15 protein-coding genes and 1 tRNA gene are annotated in these 20,329 nt (G+C 58.5%); 7 read left to right on the top strand and 9 right to left on the bottom strand.

Translation table 11 applies throughout. The features are described from left to right. The first annotated feature begins 77 nt into the window (after positions 1-77). The 3 genes from GTU67_RS10705 to GTU67_RS10695 all read left to right on the top strand — a co-directional run bounded on the left by GTU67_RS10705 (position 78) and on the right by GTU67_RS10695 (position 2,631). A complete protein-coding gene (locus GTU67_RS10705) occupies positions 78-1,130 on the top strand; it encodes an aminoglycoside phosphotransferase family protein (protein ID WP_185780061.1) in 1,053 nt (350 codons plus the stop codon). Beyond that, positions 1,130-1,837 (top strand): N-acetylmuramate alpha-1-phosphate uridylyltransferase MurU, encoded by a 708-nt coding sequence (murU, locus tag GTU67_RS10700; protein ID WP_185780060.1) that lies wholly within the window; start codon positions 1,130-1,132, stop codon positions 1,835-1,837. Before GTU67_RS10705 ends, murU begins: the two co-directional genes overlap by 1 nt. 89 nt (positions 1,838-1,926) lie before the next feature. Further along, complete coding sequence (locus tag GTU67_RS10695; protein ID WP_185780059.1) at positions 1,927-2,631, top strand: hypothetical protein; 705 nt, start codon at positions 1,927-1,929, stop codon at positions 2,629-2,631. Positions 2,632-3,101: 470 nt separating this feature from the next. Here the strand turns inward: GTU67_RS10695 and GTU67_RS10690 are convergent. From GTU67_RS10690 to GTU67_RS10680, 3 genes are all read right to left on the bottom strand, one after another. After that, positions 3,102-3,177: transfer RNA gene (locus GTU67_RS10690), tRNA-Lys, on the bottom strand. Between the two features lie 139 nt (positions 3,178-3,316). Further along, on the bottom strand, positions 3,317-5,530 hold the full coding sequence (locus tag GTU67_RS10685; RefSeq protein ID WP_185780058.1) for a TIM-barrel domain-containing protein: 2,214 nt from the start codon (positions 5,528-5,530) through the stop codon (positions 3,317-3,319). Positions 5,531-5,703: 173 nt separating this feature from the next. Beyond that, positions 5,704-7,578, bottom strand: coding sequence for an FAD-dependent oxidoreductase (locus GTU67_RS10680; RefSeq protein WP_185780057.1), 1,875 nt, complete (start codon positions 7,576-7,578; stop codon positions 5,704-5,706). 80 nt (positions 7,579-7,658) lie between these two features. On the opposite strand from GTU67_RS10680, the gene GTU67_RS10675 reads away from it, so the two are divergent. From GTU67_RS10675 to mgtE, 3 genes are read left to right on the top strand one after another with little or no spacing between them, the layout of a single operon-like run. Next, positions 7,659-8,537, top strand: coding sequence for an inositol monophosphatase family protein (locus GTU67_RS10675; protein ID WP_185780056.1), 879 nt, complete (start codon positions 7,659-7,661; stop codon positions 8,535-8,537). Beyond that, on the top strand, positions 8,534-9,730 hold the full coding sequence (locus tag GTU67_RS10670) for a M20 aminoacylase family protein (RefSeq protein ID WP_185780055.1): 1,197 nt from the start codon (positions 8,534-8,536) through the stop codon (positions 9,728-9,730). The genes GTU67_RS10675 and GTU67_RS10670 overlap by 4 nt, the downstream gene beginning before the upstream one ends. A 15-nt stretch (positions 9,731-9,745) precedes the next feature. Then, positions 9,746-11,233: a magnesium transporter gene (gene mgtE, locus GTU67_RS10665; protein ID WP_185780054.1), complete on the top strand. Its 1,488-nt coding sequence runs from the start codon at positions 9,746-9,748 to the stop codon at positions 11,231-11,233. Positions 11,234-11,436: 203 nt separating this feature from the next. Here the strand turns inward: mgtE and secA are convergent, their stop codons facing one another. Then, positions 11,437-14,178, bottom strand: coding sequence for a preprotein translocase subunit SecA (secA, locus tag GTU67_RS10660; protein WP_185780053.1), 2,742 nt, complete (start codon positions 14,176-14,178; stop codon positions 11,437-11,439). 47 nt (positions 14,179-14,225) lie between these two features. Continuing rightward, entirely contained in the window at positions 14,226-15,221 is a 996-nt protein-coding gene (locus tag GTU67_RS10655; protein WP_249417685.1) for a M23 family metallopeptidase, read from the bottom strand. 18 nt (positions 15,222-15,239) lie between these two features. Here GTU67_RS10655 and GTU67_RS10650 point away from each other — a divergent pair, with 18 nt between their 5' ends. Then, entirely contained in the window at positions 15,240-15,722 is a 483-nt protein-coding gene (locus GTU67_RS10650) for a DciA family protein (protein WP_185780052.1), read from the top strand. Positions 15,723-15,803: 81 nt separating this feature from the next. Here GTU67_RS10650 and lpxC read toward each other — a convergent pair whose 3' ends face one another. From lpxC to GTU67_RS10630, 4 genes are all read right to left on the bottom strand, one after another. Further along, entirely contained in the window at positions 15,804-16,727 is a 924-nt protein-coding gene (lpxC, locus tag GTU67_RS10645) for a UDP-3-O-acyl-N-acetylglucosamine deacetylase (RefSeq protein WP_185780051.1), read from the bottom strand. Between the two features lie 241 nt (positions 16,728-16,968). Then, positions 16,969-18,141: a cell division protein FtsZ gene (gene ftsZ, locus GTU67_RS10640; protein WP_185780050.1), complete on the bottom strand. Its 1,173-nt coding sequence runs from the start codon at positions 18,139-18,141 to the stop codon at positions 16,969-16,971. A 161-nt stretch (positions 18,142-18,302) separates the two neighbouring features. Then, on the bottom strand, positions 18,303-19,529 hold the full coding sequence (ftsA, locus tag GTU67_RS10635; RefSeq protein WP_093970585.1) for a cell division protein FtsA: 1,227 nt from the start codon (positions 19,527-19,529) through the stop codon (positions 18,303-18,305). Positions 19,530-19,535: 6 nt separating this feature from the next. Then, complete coding sequence (locus GTU67_RS10630; RefSeq protein WP_185780049.1) at positions 19,536-20,324, bottom strand: cell division protein FtsQ/DivIB; 789 nt, start codon at positions 20,322-20,324, stop codon at positions 19,536-19,538. Positions 20,325-20,329 lie beyond the last annotated feature (5 nt).

Genomic DNA, 20,329 nt, shown 5'->3' with positions numbered 1-20,329 from the left:
ACCCGGTATTATAGGAGAAGCCGGTCTGCCCAAGATCACGACACTATAACTTGACTCGACACTTTATTGTCTGCCCAATGAATTCATCGCCGCATACCCCAGATTCAACCCGCCTGAATGCACTTAAAAGCTGGTTACAGGCGCTAGCGCCAGCTCATGGCCTCGACCTCGACACCTTGGCAACGGCGTCGGCCGATGCTAGTTTCCGCCGCTATTTCAGGCTGCAGGCCAGCAACCGCACCGTGGTGGTCATGGACGCCCCGCCGCCCAACGAAGACTGCCGCCCCTTTGTGCACGTAACAGCGCTGTTGCGCGATACTGGCCTGAACGTCCCGTCTATTTTGGCGCAAGACATCGAGCAAGGCTTTTTACTGCTTTCAGACCTGGGCCCCCATACGTATTACCAGGCCATACAGTCGGGGCTAACCGATGCCGAACTGCAAGTGCGCTATCGCGAGGCGTTAGCTGCGCTTGTACAAATGCAAGGCGCCAAAACAACCGGCCTGCCTGCCTACGACAAAAGCCGTCTTCTGCAAGAGCTTTCTGTGTTCCCCGAGTGGTTTGTAGCCCGCCACTGCAAAGCCGAACTTACCGAGAAAGAATCACAGCAGCTTTCAGTCATTTTCGACACCTTGGTCAACGACAACATCAAACAGGGCACGGTACTAGTCCATCGCGACTTTCATTCGCCCAACCTGATGCTGTGCACCGAAACCCGCTACGGCGCCAACCCCGGGGTCATCGACTACCAAGACGCACTGGCCGGGCCCATCACCTACGACATCGCCTCGCTGGTGATGGACGCCCGCACCACCTGGGAAGAACCGCAACAACTTGACTGGGCCATCAGATACTGGGAAATGGCGCGTAAAGCCGGCCTGCCCATTGCACCCGACTTTGCCGATTTTCATCGGGCCTACGAATGGATGAGCTTGCAACGTAATTTGCGCATTATGGGGGTCTTCGCCCGCCTGTCGCACCGCGACGGCAAACACCATTATCTAGACCATATGCCGCGCGTCAGCAACTACGTGCGCCAAGTGGCTTCGCGCTATGGGGTGTTCATCCCGTTGTTGCGCCTGCTCGACCGCCTTGAAAACCGAAAAGTCATTGAAGGCTATACATTTTGATGCGTGCCATGATTCTGGCTGCGGGCCGCGGCGAACGCATGCGCCCGCTGACCGACCACACCCCGAAACCGTTACTGAGCGTTGCCGGCAAGCCGCTTATCCAGTGGCACATCGAACGTCTGGTCAGCGCCGGCATTACCCAGATCGTCATCAATCATGCCTGGCTAGGTCATAAAATAGAAGCCGCGCTGGGATCAGGGCAGGCCTTGGGTGCGCAACTTCAGTACTCGCCCGAGCCCACCGCCCTGGAAACCGCCGGCGGCATTGCCAAAGCCTTGCCTTTGCTGGGCAACGGGCCCTTTCTGGTGGTCAACGGCGATGTCTGGTGCAACTGGCCGTTTGGGTCGGCGCAGCACATCGCCAACCAACTTTCCAAACAAAACAAACTCGCCTGGCTGCTGTTGGTCAACAACCCCGACCACCACCCCCAAGGTGATTTTTATCTTGAAACAAACGGCCACATTCGTCCCGACCCTTCCGCCGGCATTGAGGGTAAGCTTACGTTTTCCGGTATAGGTGCTTATGCACCTGAGCTGTTCAGCGGCTTGCCCGTCAACCACCCTGCGCCGTTGGCCCCACTGCTTCGGGCAGCCATGTCAAAGCAGCAAGTCATCGGCACGCATTACAATGGCCCCTGGGTCGACGTTGGCACACCCGAACGGCTGGCCGCACTCGAGCAGCAGCTGGTCACTCAACCGCGGGGTTGAGCTCATTCACTTAAACACATTCTGGCGCGGGCGCAAGCACCGTGCCCGAAGCCCTTGATATCACGTCTGCCAATCACAGGAAGTAAAACATGGCGCTATTCGGTTCTTCAAAACGCACAGCTTTCAAACCAACGCCTTACGGGGCAACGCGTAAAAAACGCCGCGTGCCGCGCTGGCTGATTTTGATGCTGACCGGTGTGGTGTTGGGTTCCGGCGGCCTGCTTTTTATACAGAAAAGCTATGGCCCAACCTTGCTGACGGTCGAGCAAGCCGATCAGCTTCGCCAAGACCTGAACAGCACAAACCTTGACAAACAACGCTTATTAACCCAAGTCGACCGCCAAACGCACGAGCTGGACGAATTGCGTACGGCGCTTGAAAAACAAACGCTTCGGGCGGACAGCGCCGAGAAGTCTTACAAGCAACTGAGCGAAAGCGTACAAGTACTGGCTGACGCCGTACCGGCCGACCCGCGCGGCACATCACCCGGCATACGCGCTGCCGACTTTACCGTTGTCGATGGCCAGTTGGCCTACAAGCTTCTGGTCATGCAAGACAGCGCAGATGCCCCTGCGTTTTCGGGCAAAATGGACTTCGCCGTTGAAGGACGCTACCCCAACGGGCATTCAACCACGGTAGATATTCCCGTAAGCACAGTAGAAATAGGCCACTACACGGCATTAACAGGCACAACCGAACTGCCACGCGCGTTTACGCCTGTGCAAGTCACAATACGTATTCGCGACCAGGCCGACAAGCTGGCTGCAACGCGCACCATTCGGGTCACACGCTAACCCATACAGCGGGCAATACATCGCTGCCCCGCCAAAACACTACACGCACAACAAAAAGCGCCGGCTGCCCGGCGCTTTTTTAATTATGCAGCAATCCATCTTTAATAAAAGCCGAAACTCTGCCCCAGAGCGGTGTCAGGGCCGTGAGGCGAAAGGGCTTTGAGCACGCCGACGGTAAGATCTTGACCGTGGATGCAAGGACGCGGCTGTTTGAGTGGGCATTTTCGACCCATCGGGTCGAGCCCACGAGTTCCGCGTCCGCCACGGGCAAGGTCTGGACGGCGGGCAGCCCCAACGGGGCCGTGCGATGCCCGTTGCCACACGGCCCTGACACCGTCCGTGTCAAAAACCCAGACAGCGCCCTGGTCTGACGAATGCGTATCCCCGATAATGGGGAAGAGCCACGAGCCGAGCCTTTGGACACACAACGAAAAAGGCCGCGTCTTTTGGACGCGGCCTTTTGAATTTTGTGGTGGGTTGACTGGGATTCGAACCCAGGACCAACGGATTAAAAGTCCGGTGCTCTACCGACTGAGCTACCAACCCGACCTAAGAATTAAATTATGACATAAACTTTATCGGTCTGTCAAATAAAAACCAAGAAATTTTTAAATTTTTTGGTCTCTACTTCGAAAAGCACATAAGGCACCTAAACGCTACCCTGTTATTCCCGAAGGGCGACAGTTTACCTCATTCTGGAGATTCTTACTTCGGCGCCACGACGTTTAACCTCGAGCCCCTCGGAAGGCAGAATTTTCAGACCTTCAAGACCTTTGATATAGCTGGAACCTTGCATTTGCATGACCCGAATCTTGTTACGCATAACCGCCGGGCTATGTTCGGGCATGCCAAACAGCCAGACCTCTTCGAGCAATCGCGCCGAATTGAATTCGGCCGTGTGGGGCGCCACAGGCCCCAGGCAAAGCATTTGCCCCTCTCGACCAAACACCGGCAAGGTATCCAGACCGGCATCGACAAGCAGCGTTGTTCCGCCTTCGTAGCGCCACCCCGTGTTCAGGTCCCACCAGGCAGCACCTTCGGGCAAATACACTTTTACCTGGCGACCAGGCTGGGTTGCAGGTGCAACCAGCAATGCCGGCCCAAGCATATATTGGGTATCCCATGCATGGGCAACGACATCGTCCGGAAACACCATGGCCATGGTGCGCTGAACGGGCAAGCCTGTACGTACCGCGTCTTCGATAATGCCCAGCACATAAGGCACCAGACGATAGCGCCACTGCAACCAATGCTTGACTAAAGCCTGTGTCTGGGCATCGAAGGCTTGGGGCAGCAATGCGCTTGCCGCCTGAAAACTGAAGTTGGCCGAGAATACGCACGCGGCCAGCCAACGCACATACAGCTCTGGCGTAAGGTTGGCCACCGATGCCGCTGCATTACCCAACGTATGCATTTGCACAGGCACGCCGCTGGCCCCAACCGAAAGCGCCGTACGCAACGAATGCTGAAAACCCGCCCAATCGTTGGACACGGCCGGCCCGGACTGCCATGCAAACCGCTGCACCGCAGGGAAAAGATCGTTGCTGAACACCACGCCTTCTTGCGGTGTTTTATGGCCGGCAACCGCATCGAACAACGCGCGGCGGGCAAGCAACGGGTATACAACACGCAACTGCGCACCCGTCTCGCCACCGCGAGCCGTAATGCCGTCGGGAATGTTGAACTGGGCATCGCACACTGGCGCGCCAATGCCATCGTCAAATACCTGACGCTGACGTTCGGACCAGGTCTTGTAGACATCTTTATTGGTCAGATCGAGCAAGCCGAACGGCCGCCCGCCACTGGCCGGCGTGCCGTCAAAGACATGGGCACCGCCATCGTCGTCATTAATAAGCAGCCAGCCGCGGTCTTCCCACTCTTCGAACAATACGGTGTCAGCCAGTACGCCCGGAAAAGTAGGCACGGCCAGCTGCGCATTCAGCTTGCCAAATTCGGCGACCAGCGCTTTCGGGTCGGGCACGCGCCCGGTGTCCCACTCGAAAACCGGCTTGTCGGCCTGAAACCCATAAGGCGCCGGGCCCGTGAGACGGACGGCATCAAACGAAAAAGCGGCTTCGCGAAGACCTCGGGCCGCCGACAGCAGTTCGGCTGTGGATTGACCGGGCGCCTGATCGAGCCATACGCCCATGGGCCACAGGCCGGGCTGACCCGCACGCCCCGTTAAGGCGGTGTATTGGTTGAGGATTTCGGACGGATCACCTGCAAACAGGAAGACGTCGAGGACATCGTCGTGAAGCGCAAGCGTGTACAGCCCCGGATGGGTATGTCCCAGGTCATGCTGAACACGCGAAAGCGTATTGGCATACACCCCCCAACCCGTCGGGCACCAGAGCAACGGCAGTGCGCGACTGGCCGGCAAATCGCTGACCAGCGTTTGACCTCGGCGGTCGAAGTCGCCGGTTGCTTCGCCCAGGCCAAACAAAGACTCTTCGTCGTCGAGCTCGAAGTTGGCGTGCCAAACCAGGCCCGCGTCGGTGGCACCCTGCTGCAACGCGGGCGTACCGGAAGCCAGCAACAGGTGCTCGCCTCGGTGTAACGACCAACAACCGTCGGCCTGGATTTCGAGCGCAATGTCGCCTTGCTCGATGCACCATGCATTGCCGGCACCGTCAAGCACGGAGCTGACGGCGAGCTCGCTGACAGGCTCGGGGCGCACCAGCAACATTTCGGCATGGCGCAAGGCACGGGCCGATGGCTTCTCGGGCGACAACAGCGCCTGGGCGCCGCATTGCAAACGAAACACACCCGGCGCATGGGCCTCGATGCGCAAACAAAAATCGGTATCAGCGATCTGGAAATCAACGGTCGTTGATTTTGCGCTTATAAATTTCAGAAGATCGATGGGCTTCACGTTTTCAAGGTCAGACTTTGGCGACACAGCGCATTCCCTGGGCTTAAAGCCTCAAAGCATTCAAAAGACGTTATTTTGACGGATTTACGCTATAAAACAAAATCGTTTCTTGTTTTTAGGCCTAATCCCGTCGCTCAGGGCACCTGATTTTCGGGTGACCCGGTACATTATGGGGCCGTTAATGCTTGCCAACGCAATATTTAACGCTTGCCTGGGGCGATGGCCATCAGTAACTCCCGCTCAAGGGGCAGCGGCTCGCAACACACTGTCGCGGCGATAACTTCGGCCGCAAGCGCCGCCCAGCTTAAACCCCGAGACCCGTACGCACAAGCCACCCATACGCCATTTGCCCCTGGCAACGCGCCCACTACCGGTAATCGGCCCGGCACCACCGCCCGCCAGCCCGACCACCCGCCGACAATCGAGCCGGGCAATCGTTGCACCGCCTCGGCCGGCAGGAACGCGCCCAGCTTTTCAATAATGTCGTCGTGACCTGCCTGCGTCACCGCAGGCACCTCGGCCCCCAATGCGTAAGTACCGCCGGCCACATTGATACCATCGACTGCCGGTAGCCAATACCCGGGGCCATCTATCACCACCTTCGGGTCGACCGCGCAACGCAGCGCATTAAAGTAGCTGACCTGACCGGCAATGGCCTGCAATTGCCGCAATCGTGGCGCCCGGACCAACAAGCCACTGCGTTGCAAAAGAGGCACCACCCCGGCCGCATTCGCCACAACCACGGTGGCGGCCTGCGCCAGCACCTGCTCATCGGGGCCCCGCAGCAGCCAGCCCCCGTCACCGGCCTGCTCAAGCCGGTGCCCGGCAGCCGCAATGCACTGAACAAGCGGCGATGACATTTGCGCGGCGATCAGCGCCCCCGGCCTGATCAACAAGCCATCGGCAAACAACACCCCCGGTACCGACAGCGACACAGCTGCGGCAAGTGATGCAGTTTGCGAGGTTTGCCAGCGGGCCCAGCCCTCAGGAAAGTCTCCGCCTTCCAGCGCCGCACGCACCCGGTCAACCTCATCGGCGTCGCGGGCCAAACCAAGCGTACCGGTTTGACGCGGCCGGCTGGCAGCATCGATATGTTGCCAACGCTGCCAGGCAAGGCGAACCCCGGCACGCGTCAGGCGCGCCCGGTAATCGTCATCTCTCGACACAACCGGCGTGGCAGCGGCAGCCAGATGCCCGGCATGAACCCCCTGTGGCGACCGGGAAAAGGCAGGATCAACAACAATGACTTTTCGGCCACGAAAGGCAAGCGCCCACGCGACGGCGGCCCCGGCAACCCCCCCGCCAATCACCACCACGGGCGCCGAAGCCGAAACGGTATCGACGCCGTGAGCGGCATTAGCGGCCCCGTGAAAGATGCCAGGACGCAGCCTGGCCACGCAAACCGCTGCACGATGGTCGTTTGCCGCCGACGCATTCAGCCGATTGTCGGCACATGCTATGACGGAATCGCTTGGTTGAGGCGCAACAACGGGATCAAAGATAAAGCCCGCTTTCTTTAGCCCTCGCCCCAGATCGCCAAACGCATCGATGACCGGCAACGCCACACAAGCCTGCCGCGCCGCCATTCGGGCCAATTGCCCATAGGGCGAATAACCGCCGGTTTGCGCCCCGATGGCGGCCAACATTGCGTCGATAAAATAGAGATCGACGCGAGCTTCGGCCTGCATTAGCGCCTTCCAGAGCGGCATGTAGAAAAGCGTCAGCGTGACCGCCCCCCCTTCAAAATCGAGGCGACTGACGCCCGGCAACGGCACATGCGCCAACAATGCCGTGCGCAGCGCGTCATGGCATGACGCCTCGTCGTCAGACATCGCTCCCTTGCGGCAGGCCTCCTGGTCGGGCTCGGGCACCGGGCAAAATCCCACGTAATGCAATCGCTCGCAGCGATTCGCATCACAACGCCATATCGACCAGGTTGAAATGAACCGCTGGCCGGCACCAAAACCGGTGTCGCACACCGTAAATGACGAGCGTCCCCGCCACCCGGCCGGCAAGCCGCCTGCCGACAGCCACGCCGTTGTCGGTATTGCCGGGCTGCAGAGGGAATCATTCATTACGTTTTATTAATTCTGTCAGAGACGGCACGCATAATGTTGCGTAAACTTATAGGTCGAAGGCAACAGTAAAAACCGGCATGAATACACAATCACTTCACCTTGGCGAAAACCTCGAAACCGCTGTACGCGCGGCCCGCGCCGGCGCTGCAGTATTGCAGTCGTACGCGCATCGCCGACAAGACCTGATCATCGACAAGAAAGCCCGCAACGACCTGGTATCGCAGGCCGACCGCGAAGCCGAGCTGGCCATTTTAGAGGTTCTTAAAACCGACACACCGCAATTTGGCATTGTGGCCGAAGAAACCGGCGGTGACGTCAACGGCCTGGCCACCTGGTATATCGACCCGCTCGACGGTACCACCAACTTCTTGCATGGTATTCCGCATTACGCCGTTTCTATTGCCCTGGTTGCACATATCGGCACGCACTTACCCGGTCTGGGCGCACTAACCAAAGACACGCCGGTTATCGGGGTTGTGTACGACCCGTGCCGCGAAGAACTGTTTACCGCGCTGCACGACAGCGGCGCCTGGCTCAACGGTCATCGTATCAACTGCTCTCATACCGACACGCTCGCCGAAGCGTTGCTGGCCACTGGCCTGCCCTTTCGCGACTTTAGTTTCTACGACAACTACATGCCTACGTTAAGCCAGGCCATGCACAATACGCGCGGGGTCCGGCGCTTTGGTTCTGCGGCCCTCGATCTGGCCTGGACAGCGTGCGGACGCTACGACGGCTACTGGGAAATGGGCCTGGCTTCGTGGGATGTCGCTGCAGGCACCCTGCTGGTCCGCGAGGCCGGCGGCGTCGCCGATGACATCAACGGCCAAACCCCATGGCCTGTCGGTGGCAATATTTATGCGGCCAACAAGCGGCTGGCCCAGCCCATTTTACAGCTGGCCCACGGCAAGCTGACGCCTTCCAATCCATCCAGTCAACCCGGGCAAACATCATGAAGCTTGTCGAACCTTTGGTCAGCTGGCAACCCGAAATCGCCGCCATTCGCCGCGACATCCACGCTCATCCCGAACTGGCCTACGAAGAGTTTCGTACGGCCGATGTGGTGGCCGAACAGCTCTCAAGCTGGGGCATCCCGGCGCACAGGGGGCTGGGCGTTACGGGGGTGGTTGGCACCATTACCGGCAACCGGCCGGGCAAGGCTGTGGGCTTGCGTGCCGACATGGACGCCTTGCCCATGCAAGAAACCAACAGCTTTGCACATGCCAGCAAGCACGCCGGCAAAATGCACGCCTGTGGCCACGACGGCCATACCGCCATGCTGTTGGCGGCCGCCAGGTATCTTGCGCAAAGCCGCGACTTCCCTGGCACGGTGTATGTCATCTTCCAGCCTGCCGAAGAAGGCTTCAGCGGCGCAAAACGCATGATCGACGATGGCCTTTTCGGCCAGTTCCCAATGGATGCCGTTTTTGGCATGCATAACTGGCCTGGCATGCCTGCGGGTAGTTTCGGGGTTATTCCCGGCCCCATCATGGGCGGCAGCAACAATTTCGAAATCACCATACAGGGCAAAGGCGCCCATGCCGCCATGCCCAACCTGGGCCACGACCCCATCATGGCGGCCGTACAAATTGTGCAGTCACTGCAAACCACCATCACCCGCAATCTCGACCCGCTCGACCCGGCCGTGCTCAGCGTGACGCAAATCCACGGCGGCACCGCCGACAACGTCATCCCCGACACAACCGAAATCCGGGGTACGGTACGCACGCTTTCCGAAGCCGCACTCGACCTTATCGAACAACGCATGGACGACATCATCAGGCACACCGCCGAAGCCTTCAATTGCACGTCCAATTTTGTGTTCGCCCGAAAATACCCCCCAACGGTCAATCACCCCGCCGAAGCGGCCCTTTGCGCCGAAGTGGCGCGCGATATTGCCGGCGACGCCATGGTGTTCCAAGATATCCGGCCGTCTATGGGCGCCGAAGACTTCGCCTTCATGCTCAAAGAAAAGCCCGGCTGCTATGTCTGGATCGGCAACGGCGACGGCGACCATCGCACCAAGGGCCACGGCCTTGGGCCTTGCACGCTGCACAACGGTAGCTACGACTTCAACGACAATCTGCTGCCCATCGGGGCCAGCTACTGGGTCGAACTGGCCTGCCGCTGGCTTCGCCAGGCCAACTAAAGGTCACGCCTACCCATGCAGCAAACACCCCCCTCTTCGCAGCAGCCCGTCAACGAGGCCATCATCATCCCCCGGCGCCTCGACCCCGAAGACGCCCAGCAGGCCCTGCAAAAGCTCCAGGCCATCCTGAAACGGCAAGAGGTTGTCGAGGCCCTCGCGCAGCGCCAGTACGAAGAAGACGAGAAGTCCAACCTGCTCGAAGGGATTCTTCATCGTCAGCACGAGAACGAAATCAAAGGCATTATCAACGATCTGCACCCGTCTGATATTGCCTTCATTCTCGAGTCCTTGCCGGTTGACGAGCGTCAGGCCGTGTGGCAACTGGTCAACCCGGAGTTTGACGCCGACGTACTGCTCGAAATCGACGACTGGGCGCGCGAATCGCTGATCAAGTCGATGGACCGCAAAGACCTCGTGGCGGCGACCGAGGCCATGGATGCCGACGAGATCGCCGACCTGGTCGCCGACCTGCCGCCCGACGTCGTTGCCGAGGTCCAGAAGGGCCTGACCGACGAAGAGCGCGCGCAGCTTATTGAAGCCATGGGCTACCCGGAAGGCACTGTAGGCGCCATCATGGACTTCGAAATGGTCCGGGTGCGCGAAGACGTTTCGCTCGAGGTCGTCCTGCGTTACCTGCGCCGCCTGCAAGAACTCCCTGACCACACCGACCAGATCTTTGTGGTCGACCGGCAAGACAAACTGCAAGGCGTGCTTCCGGTTTCAAAGCTGCTGGTCAGCGAACCCGAAATTGATGTGAAAGAAGTCATGCATACCGACTTCCTCACCCTCAACCCGCTCGACTCCGACGCCGATGCAGCAGGGGCTTTCGAACGTTACGATCTGGTTTCCGCCCCGGTCATCGACGACCAGGGCCGGTTGATCGGCCGCGTCACCATCGCAGAAGTGGTCGACGTAATTCAAGAAGACTCGCAAGAACAAGCCCTGTCTCGTGCCGGTCTCCAAGAAGAAGATATGTTCGCTCCGGTGGTCAGCGCCATCCGCAACCGCGCCCCCTGGCTGCTGGTCAATCTGGTCACCGCATCGGTCGCGTCGTTTGTCGCGTCCCGGTTCGAAGACACAGTCAGCCACATCGTCATTCTGGCGTTTTTAATGTCCATCGTGGCCGGTATCGGCGGCAACTCGGGCAACCAAACCATGACTATGGTTATCCGGGCCTTGGCCATGGGGCGCGTCACCGGGTCTTCGGCCTGGCGACTGGTTCAGCGCGAGTTAAAAGTGACTTTCATGGTGGGAGCCTGCGGCAGCCTGGTCGCCGCCAGCTTTGCCTGGTGGATTTCCGGCCAATGGGCCATTGCGCTGGTCATGATGATCGCCATGATCGGCAATATGCTAATTGGTGCAGCCCTGGGTGTGCTTATCCCGGTGCTGCGCGATCGCTTCGGCAAAGACCCCGCCATGGGCTCATCGGTCCTGCTTACCTTTGCCACCGATTCGTTAGGCTTCTTTATTTTCCTGGGTCTGGCGTCGCTGTTTCTGCTTTAAGCCGCAGCACTCAGAGCACCGGCGCCTTGTCGCGGCAAACGCCTCGTCATCGTGCCGACGCCACCCCACTGCCCCCCGCCATTGCACTAACACTTCGTGTCGCCGCCCTGCGTACTGGTCGTAAAGCCCCATAAAAAAACACCTCAAAGACCGGATTGGTATCCAGCCTTGAGGTGTTTTTTATTGCTCGGGCGAACCCCGCGTTAACTTAACTTGCCGTGGCAGTGTTTGTACTTTTTACCGCTACCGCAGGGGCATGCATCGTTTCGCCCTACTTTGGGCACACCACCCAGTGCGCCCGCCGACGCCGGCTCTTCCTCAAGGCCCGGGTCTTCGCCGCTAAGTGCGGCATCGTAGTCTGAATGATGATACGTGACGCTGCCGACGCCAGACGGTTCAGGCTCGGCAACTTCGACTTGCTCCGGCGTTTGAATACGTACCGTCAACAATACACGAACCACTTCGGTACGCACGCGGTCGAGCATGTCGGAAAACAGCTCGAAGGCCTCGCGTTTGTATTCTTGCTTGGGGTCTTTTTGGGCATAACCCCGCAAATGAATGCCCTGACGCAAGTGATCGAGGGCCGACAAGTGATTGCGCCAGTTGGTATCGATAGACTGGAGCAGCACCGAGCGCTCGAACGGCGCCCAGTTAGCGCGCCCGACAAGCTCAACTTTGTCTTGATAAACGCGTCGGGCCTCGGCCTGCACGCGCTCGAGCAGGTCTTCGTCGGTAAGGTTGGGCTCTTGCTCGAGCATATCGGCCAACGGCAGGACAACACCCCAATCGGATTCAAGCGTCGCCTGCAACGCGGCGATATCCCATTGATCTTCGACAGACTCTTCGGGCACATAGGCACGAAATGTTTCGACGATGGTTGCATTGAGCAGGTTAACCACCGTGTCGCCCACATCGGCGGCATCGAGCACATCGTTGCGCTGTGCGTAAAGCACTTTGCGCTGGTCGTTGGCGACGTCGTCGAACTGAAGCAACTGCTTACGGATATCGAAGTTGCGTGCCTCGACCTTGCGCTGTGCAGACTCGATGGAGCGCGACACCATGCGCGCTTCAATGGGCTCGCCCTCAGGCAAGCGCAAACGCTCCATAATGGCGCGAACACGATCGCCCGCGAAAATTCGCATGAGAGAGTCTTCGAGGGACAAATAGAACCGCGAAGAACCCGGATCGCCCTGACGACCGGCACGGCCGCGCAGCTGGTTATCGATACGCCGCGACTCGTGGCGTTCGGTACCAATGATACGTAAGCCACCCGCTGCCTTGACTTGCTCGTTCAGAGGCTGCCAGTCTTGTTTGACTTGCTGGATGCGGGCCTGTTTCTCGTCTTCGGACAAAGACGCGTCGGCACGGATCAGATCAACCTGTTTTTCGATGCTGCCGCCCAGCACGATATCGGTACCCCGACCCGCCATATTGGTGGCAATGGTAATGCGACCTGGCTTGCCTGCTTCGGCCACAATTTCGGCCTCACGCGCGTGCTGCTTGGCGTTCAGTACCTCGTGGGCCAACCCCGCCTTACCCAGCAAGGTCGACAAGCGTTCGGAGTTTTCGATGCTGGTTGTACCCACCAGCACCGGCTGACCACGTTCCTGGCAATCTTTGATGTCGGCCAGAATGGCGTTGTACTTTTCGTTATCGGTTTTAAACACCTGATCGTTCTGGTCGATACGAACCATGGGACGATTGGTCGGGATCAGAACCGTCTCGAGGCCGTAGATTTCCTGGAATTCGTAGGCTTCGGTGTCGGCGGTACCCGTCATGCCCGAGAGCTTCTCGTACATGCGGAAATAGTTCTGGAACGTAATAGACGCCAGCGTCTGGTTTTCGTTCTGGATCTTTACGCCCTCTTTAGCCTCGACCGCCTGGTGCAAGCCGTCGGACCACCGACGACCTGCCATCAGGCGTCCGGTGAATTCGTCGACGATAACAACTTCGTCGTTGGCCACCACATAGTGCTGGTCGCGGTGGAACAAATTATGCGCCCGCAATGCAACCATTAAGTGGTGAATAAGGGAAATATGACGCGGGTCGTACAAAGACTCGCCCTCGGGGAGCAAACCGATGCGCGACAAGATCTCTTCGGCGTGCTCCATGCCCGATTCAGACAAGTGCACCTGCTGGCCTTTTTCGTCCACCCAGAAATCCCCCTCGGGTTCGGGCTCGTGGGGTTTGGGCTCGGAGGCCATGCGCACCAGCATGGGCGGTACTGCATTCATGCGAATATAAAGATCGGTGTGATCTTCAGCCTGACCGGAAATAATCAACGGCGTACGGGCTTCGTCGATAAGAATCGAATCAACCTCGTCGACAATCGCAAAATGCAAACCACGCTGACGACGATCTTCGGCGCGATACTCCATGTTGTCGCGCAGATAATCGAAGCCAAATTCGTTGTTGGTACCGTAGGTAATATCGGCGGCGTATGCTGCGATTTTTTCGTTGTTTTCTTGCTGAGGCACGACAACACCCACAGACAGCCCCAGGAAGTTGTACAAACGTCCCATCCAGCCGGCATCCCGGCGCGCAAGGTAATCGTTCACGGTAACCACATGAACACCCTTGCCCGCGAGGGCGTTGAGGTAGACCGCCAGGGTCGCCATAAGGGTTTTACCTTCGCCGGTACGCATTTCGGCGATTTTGCCGTTATGCAAGGCAATGGCGCCGAGCATCTGGACATCGAAGTGCCGCATGCCGAACACGCGCTTGCTGGCCTCGCGCACCACGGCAAAGGCTTCCGGCAACAGGCTGTCGAGCGTTTTGCCTTCGGCCAACCGTGCTTTGAACTGGGTTGTTTTTTCCCGGAGCTCGTCATCGGACAGCGCCTGAAGCGACGGTTCGAGGGCATTGATTTGCCCGACCAGCTTTCGATACTGTTTGAGGATCCGGTCGTTGCGGGAACCTAAAAGCTTTTTAAGCAGAGAAACCATAGTTCTTCGTATGAGTTGGCGGCCGTGCCGCAGGAAAACGATACAGTTTAACGCACCTGCGCACGCGCGTTCTTGACTTCGTCATCTGCGCTGGCCACAAGGGTTTTCTCGACCTCGGGCTGACTCAGGAAGAGCCGAGGATCGAGCGGGTGGCCGCCGATTCTGACCTCAAAGTGCAAGTGCGGGCCCGTGGAACGGCCCGTAGAACCCACTTTACCGATTTCCTGGCCTTTTTCGACCAGATCGCCTACCTTGACCCCAAGACGCGATGCGTGCGCGTATCGGGTAACCAGACCATGGCCGTGCTGAATTTCGATGGTTTTACCGTAACCGGGCTGATTGCCCGATAGCGTCACCACGCCTCCAGAGGCCGCATAGATGGGCGCACCATGGGGCGCGGCGAAATCAAGCCCTTCGTGCATTGTGTGGCGGCCCGAAATCGGGTGGCGACGCCAGCCGTACGACGAGCTGAGATAAGGATAATTAACGGGTGAATAGGAAGGCATACTGGCCTCGATACCGGCCCGCCGGGTCATGACCAGATCGAGCATGGCAAAGCTGTCGCGCTGCATGGCCAGCCGGCGCTCCAGCAAATCAAGCTCGCGCCCCAGGGTTTCGGCCGACTCATAAGGCACGGCCATCCCGCCCGGCTCATCCAGCACATGAACACCCTCTTCGAGGCTGGCCTGCACCTCAGGGTCGGTGTACGACACGCCCGCCGCCTGCGCAACCCGCTTGCTGACGCCGTCCATTTCAATAACGCGCGCCTGAAGCTCGCCGACTTTTGCCGCCAGTTGCCCAAGGTTGGCGCGCAGCAAGCCGCTGTCGTGCGCGGCAACCTGATAAGTTTGCGGTACGCTGTGCGTGGGCATCACGCTGTCGGCCTGAGCCAGTTGGGCATAACCCCAGGCTCCGGCGCCCGCCGAGCCTGCCATCAGGGCAAGAACCGCCGGCACCCAAACCCAAAGCCGTCTGTCTTTGGCGCTAGAATGCGCACTGATGGGGTCTTGCTTTTCTGACTTCAATTCTTTCAAAACTGTCATTCCTTACTTATCCTGCATATGTCAGACACTCCACGCCGCGCAAGTGCCTTTTCTGGGCACAAGACGGGTCATACAGCCTACGACTGGCTGAATCATGACCAGCGGGGAGTCAATGTACTGGCAACAGCACAACAACTGCTGCAAATTGAGCGCGTAACACAGAAAGCGCTACCACCGGCCCTGGCCGGCAGTTGCCGCGTTGCACGCATAGAGGGCGATAAAGTGACGCTGGCGGTGCCCAGCGCATCCCATGCCTCGAAGCTTCGACAGCTTGCCCCAAGAATCGTTCAGTTGCTGATACAAACTGGCTGGAACGTTAACGAAATCGGTGTCAAGGTTCAAGCAAACCTGTTACAGGGCGAGATAAAAACAGCACGGGAAAAAGATGTGAACCCGCTGGACGCCCAAGCCCTGGCGGCCTTTGAGCACCTGCGAAAAAACACACCGGACGGGCCGCTTTCGGATGCGTTGGCACGGCTTATTGCGCGCCACAAACAGTAACCTGAAGGCACTGTGAAAATAAAAAACGCTGCAACGGGCAGCGTTTTTTATTGCCATACCGGTTAGTTTAACCGATTGAGTTTACGCAAGTTTCCATTCGTGGACCAGAGCCTTTGGCGCAGCGGCGGCAGACTCGTAGGTGACGATTTCCCAGGCGGACTCGTCGGCCAGCAATGCACGGGCCAACTGATTATTAAGCCCGTGCCCCGACTTGCAGGCCACGTAACGGGCCACCAATGGTTTGCCAATAAGGTACAAGTCGCCGATGGCATCGAGAATTTTATGCTTTACGAACTCGTCTTCGTAACGCAGGCCGTCGGAGTTGAGCACCCGGTATTCATCCATGACGATGGCGTTGTCGAGACTGCCGCCACGCGCCAGGCCTGCAGCCAGCAAGGCCTCGAGTTCGTTGACAAAGCCGAAGGTGCGCGCGCGGGCAATAGCCTTGACGTAGGACTCTTTGGCAAAATCGATTTCGGCAAAACTGGCGGTAGCGTCGATAGCCGGATGACGGAAATCGATGGAGAACGACAAGGCAAAGCCGTCGTGGGGTTCGAGACGGGCCCATTTGAGGTCGTTGCCCTCGCCTTCGCGAACTTCGATGGGCTTGAGCACACGGATGAATTTTTTGGCGGCCTGCTGTTCTTCAAGACCGGCCGAGCGCAGCAAATACACGAAGGTACCCGCACTGCCGTCCATGATGGGAACTTCTTCGGCGTTGAGATCGATGTGCAGATTGTCGATACCCAGACCGGCAAGCGCCGACATCAGGTGCTCGACAGTGGACACCCGGACGTTGTCTTTTTGCAAGACAGACGCCATGCGCGTACCGCCAACCAGACTGGCCTGAGCGGGCAAGTCGACGACCTGGGGGAGATCGGTTCGGTGGAACACAATACCTGTATTGGGTTCGGCCGGACGCAATGTGAGCTCGACCCGACGGCCGGAATGAAGACCAACCCCGATCGTGCTGATGGCTTTTTGCAGGGTACGCTGACGTAACATGATGATATTTATGGTGCTATTTTTAGCGCCGTGATGCATTCACGGCCAAGTTTTTATTGTAACCGCTTATCGGGCAACGTTAAGCTTTTTGTACTGACCCCGAAACAATCTGAAAGTTTCAAACGCACGCACTCGCCCGCCGGCCTGTTCTGGGGAACAACAGACCGGCGGGCGGGCGGCGCCAGGGCTAAACCACACCCCTGCATGTGAGAGTCGTTTTTACGCTACAGCGCGCCGGGATTTAGTCGGCTTGCTTGCGCAAAAACGCGGGGATATCGAAGTGATCCATACCCGCCGTTTCGAGAGCCCGCACCTGGGCCGAAGCCTGGCTGCGCGGGTTGCGAATAACCGCCGGCACTTCGGCAGCGCCCGAAAAGTCGTGGCCACTTGCAAAAGGTGCGTCATCAGTACCGGTACGACGTGCCTCGTGTTGGGTTTGCACCAACTGAGGGCGTGCGTTGGCGCGGCCCAAACCGGTTGCAACAACGGTGACTCGCAGGTTCTCACCCATGGACTCGTCGTAAGCCGTACCGTAAATGACTGTGGCGTCTTCTGCGGCAAAACCACGGATGGTGTCCATGATTTCGCGCGTTTCACGCATTTTGAGCGTGCGGCTGGCCGTAATGTTAACCAGCATGCCACGTGCACCATGCAGGTCGACACCTTCGAGCAGCGGGCAGGCAATGGCTTGCTCGGCCGCCACACGCGCACGATCGGCGCCGGCGGCAATTGCCGTGCCCATCATGGCCTGGCCCTGCTCGCCCATGATGGTCTTGACGTCTTCGAAGTCGACGTTAACGTTACCTTCGACGTTGATGATTTCAGCAATACCGGCGCAAGCGTTGTGCAGTACGTCATCGGCAGCCTTGAAGCAGTCTTCCTGGGTCGCGTCATCATCCATCAGGTCGTAGAGGTTTTCGTTCAGTACGACGATCAGGGAGTGAACATGACGAGACAACTCGGAGATGCCCTCTTCGGCCATGCGCAAACGTTTGGTGCCCTCGAAGGAAAAAGGCTTGGTCACCACACCGACCGTCAAGATACCGAGCTCTTTGGCCACTTCGGCCACGACCGGGCCTGCCCCCGTACCCGTGCCGCCCCCCATGCCTGCAGTAATAAAGACCATGTGCGCACCGTTCAGGGCGGCACGGATCTCTTCGCGGGCGGTTTCAGCCGCAGCTCGCCCTTGTTCGGGCTTGGCGCCAGCACCCAGGCCGGTGCGGCCCAGACGGATCTGGACAGGTGCCTCGGTGGCAGCCAAGGCTTGCGCATCGGTATTGCAGCAAATGAAATCGACACCGCTAATACCGGATCGGATCATATGGGCCACAGCGTTACCGCCGGCCCCCCCAACACCGACGACCTTGATAACGGTGCCGCTGTTATTGTTGTCGAGCATTTCGAAATTCATCATGTTGACTCCCTCACATGTTCAAAAATTAATTTTCAAAATTCCCCAAAACTGCAATTTTCAGAAATCGCTTCAAAGGAGATGCCAACCGTGCGTTCGCATCTGATTTGAAACGTCTTCTTTGGGCAGGCCACCCGACCTGCCCATCAAGGCACTTTCGCGCCTTAATTCATGAACCACTCTTTCATGCGGGCCAGCAATGTTTTGACGCTGCCTTTTTGCTGCGCCACTTTTTTGCCCCGAACGCGCTGCAAACGCGCTTCGGTCAACAGCCCCATGACCGTAGAAAACCTTGGGTTGCGCATCACGTCGGCCAGACTGCCCTCGTAGGCCGGTACGGCAACGCGCACCGGCTTGAGGAAAACGTCTTCGGCCAACTCTACGACGCCCGGCAACAAGGCCGTGCCCCCCGTGAGCACCACCCCTGACGCCAGCAAATCTTCGTACCCCGACTCGCGAACCACCTGCTGCACAAACGTGAACAGCTCTTCAACGCGCGGCTCGATGACCGCACCCAGCGCCTGACGCTTCACATGCCGGTTCGGGCGGTCGCCCAAGCCCGGCACTTCGATGTGCTCTTCGGGGTTGGCCAGCACTTGCTTGGCTATCCCGTAACGCAACTTGATCTCTTCGGCATCGGGTGTTGGTGTGCGCAACATGGCCGCAATATCGCTGGTAATTTGATCGCCCGCGATCGGAACCACGGCAGTATGGCGAATGGCGCCGCCGGTGTAAATGGCTATGTCGGTTGTCCCACCACCAATATCCACTAAAACAACGCCCAGCTCTTTTTCGTCGGCCGTCAGGCACGCCATACTGGAGGCCAAAGGTTGCAGAATCAGGTCCTGCACCTCTAGCCCGCAACGACGTACACACTTGACAATATTTTGTGCTGCACTAACCGCGCCGGTCACGATATGCACGCGCACTTCAAGTCGCAAACCGCTCATGCCGATCGGCTCGCGGATATCGTCCTGGTTATCAACAATGAACTCTTGCGTCAGCACATGCAACACCTGCTGATCGGTCGGAATATTGACGGCCTTCGCGGTTTCGATGACGCGCGCGACATCGGTGGGGGTCACTTCTTTGTCTTTAACAGCCACCATGCCGCTGGAGTTGAAGCTGGTAATGTGGCTGCCGGCAATCCCGGTGTATACCTCACGGATCTTGCAGTCGGCCATCAGTTCGGCTTCTTCGAGCGCGCGCTGGATCGAGTTGACCGTTGCCTCGATGTTGACCACAACACCTTTACGCATGCCCTGCGACTCATGCTGCCCCAGGCCGATCACTTCGAAGCGACCTTCCGGCAAAATTTCGGCCACCACCGCAACCACCTTGCTGGTACCGATATCCAGGGCAACGATCAGATCTTTGATGTCACGCGTCATAGTTTTTTATTCAGAAGAAGATGAGGAAACGGGCGCCAGGGTAACGGCAAACCCATCCGGGTAACGCAAATCGGCACTGGCCACTTTTTGCTGCATTTGCTGAGCCAGCACAGGCCATGCTTGTACAAAACGCTCAATGCGCTTGGCAAACGGCAACGCACCCGATCGCCCATGCGGATCCGCAACATCGGCGGCCGGGTCTCGCCCCAGGTTAAGCAAGAGGCCGTCAGACAGCTTCACAGACCACGCATACCGCGGGCTGAGATGAATTTCGCGTACGGTCAGGCCCAGGGGCGCAAACCAGCGCACCAGCTCGGCGTAACGTTGCACAACCAGTCGCTCAGCGTCTTGCGGGCCAGAAAATTCGGGCAATGCGGCATCGTCAGGCAGCTCACCCTGGTTGGCCCGAAAAGCCTCACCCCAGGTATTGATCATCTGGTCTTCATTCCAGAGCGCCAAAGGCTGCTGCTCTTCGAACTCGACCTGCAGGGTATTGGGCCAGACGCGACGAATACTGACGTTGCGTACCCACGGCACAGTTTCAAGCAAGCGCCGGGCCTCGTCGAGATTGACGCTGAAAAAGTTGCCCATCAGCTTGCCCGCAATAGTGGCCTGAACCGTTGCCACCGACACATAGCCCAGGGCTTGCTCATCCATGGGTTTGATCTGCACTTGTGCGATGGCAAAGTAAGGTCGTTGCACCACCCAAACCACCACGCCCACAACCATAGCCAACAACGCCAGCATCGCCAGCGTATTCGCAATGAAGTTGATCAGACGGGCGTCGTTAAACACGTTCG

The sequence above is a fragment of the Pusillimonas minor genome (genome assembly GCF_014237865.1).
GTDB classification, from domain to species: domain Bacteria; phylum Pseudomonadota; class Gammaproteobacteria; order Burkholderiales; family Burkholderiaceae_B; genus Neopusillimonas; species Neopusillimonas minor.
This window is presented reverse-complemented; position numbering and strand designations above follow the sequence as displayed.

What these genes read in the sequence shown, in the direction of transcription:
- GTU67_RS10705 (WP_185780061.1), top strand. Translation starts at nt 78, where the DNA reads ATGAATTCATCGCCGCATACCCCAGATTCAACCCGCCTGAATGCACTT.
- ftsA (WP_093970585.1), bottom strand. Translation starts at nt 19,529, where the DNA reads ATGACGCGTGACATCAAAGATCTGATCGTTGCCCTGGATATCGGTACC.
- mgtE (WP_185780054.1), top strand. Translation starts at nt 9,746, where the DNA reads ATGCAGCAAACACCCCCCTCTTCGCAGCAGCCCGTCAACGAGGCCATC.
- GTU67_RS10695 (WP_185780059.1), top strand. Translation starts at nt 1,927, where the DNA reads ATGGCGCTATTCGGTTCTTCAAAACGCACAGCTTTCAAACCAACGCCT.
- GTU67_RS10675 (WP_185780056.1), top strand. Translation starts at nt 7,659, where the DNA reads ATGAATACACAATCACTTCACCTTGGCGAAAACCTCGAAACCGCTGTA.
- lpxC (WP_185780051.1), bottom strand. Translation starts at nt 16,727, where the DNA reads ATGTTACGTCAGCGTACCCTGCAAAAAGCCATCAGCACGATCGGGGTT.
- ftsZ (WP_185780050.1), bottom strand. Translation starts at nt 18,141, where the DNA reads ATGATGAATTTCGAAATGCTCGACAACAATAACAGCGGCACCGTTATC.
- GTU67_RS10650 (WP_185780052.1), top strand. Translation starts at nt 15,240, where the DNA reads ATGTCAGACACTCCACGCCGCGCAAGTGCCTTTTCTGGGCACAAGACG.
- GTU67_RS10680 (WP_185780057.1), bottom strand. Translation starts at nt 7,578, where the DNA reads ATGAATGATTCCCTCTGCAGCCCGGCAATACCGACAACGGCGTGGCTG.
- GTU67_RS10670 (WP_185780055.1), top strand. Translation starts at nt 8,534, where the DNA reads ATGAAGCTTGTCGAACCTTTGGTCAGCTGGCAACCCGAAATCGCCGCC.
- secA (WP_185780053.1), bottom strand. Translation starts at nt 14,178, where the DNA reads ATGGTTTCTCTGCTTAAAAAGCTTTTAGGTTCCCGCAACGACCGGATC.
- murU (WP_185780060.1), top strand. Translation starts at nt 1,130, where the DNA reads ATGCGTGCCATGATTCTGGCTGCGGGCCGCGGCGAACGCATGCGCCCG.
- GTU67_RS10655 (WP_249417685.1), bottom strand. Translation starts at nt 15,221, where the DNA reads ATGACAGTTTTGAAAGAATTGAAGTCAGAAAAGCAAGACCCCATCAGT.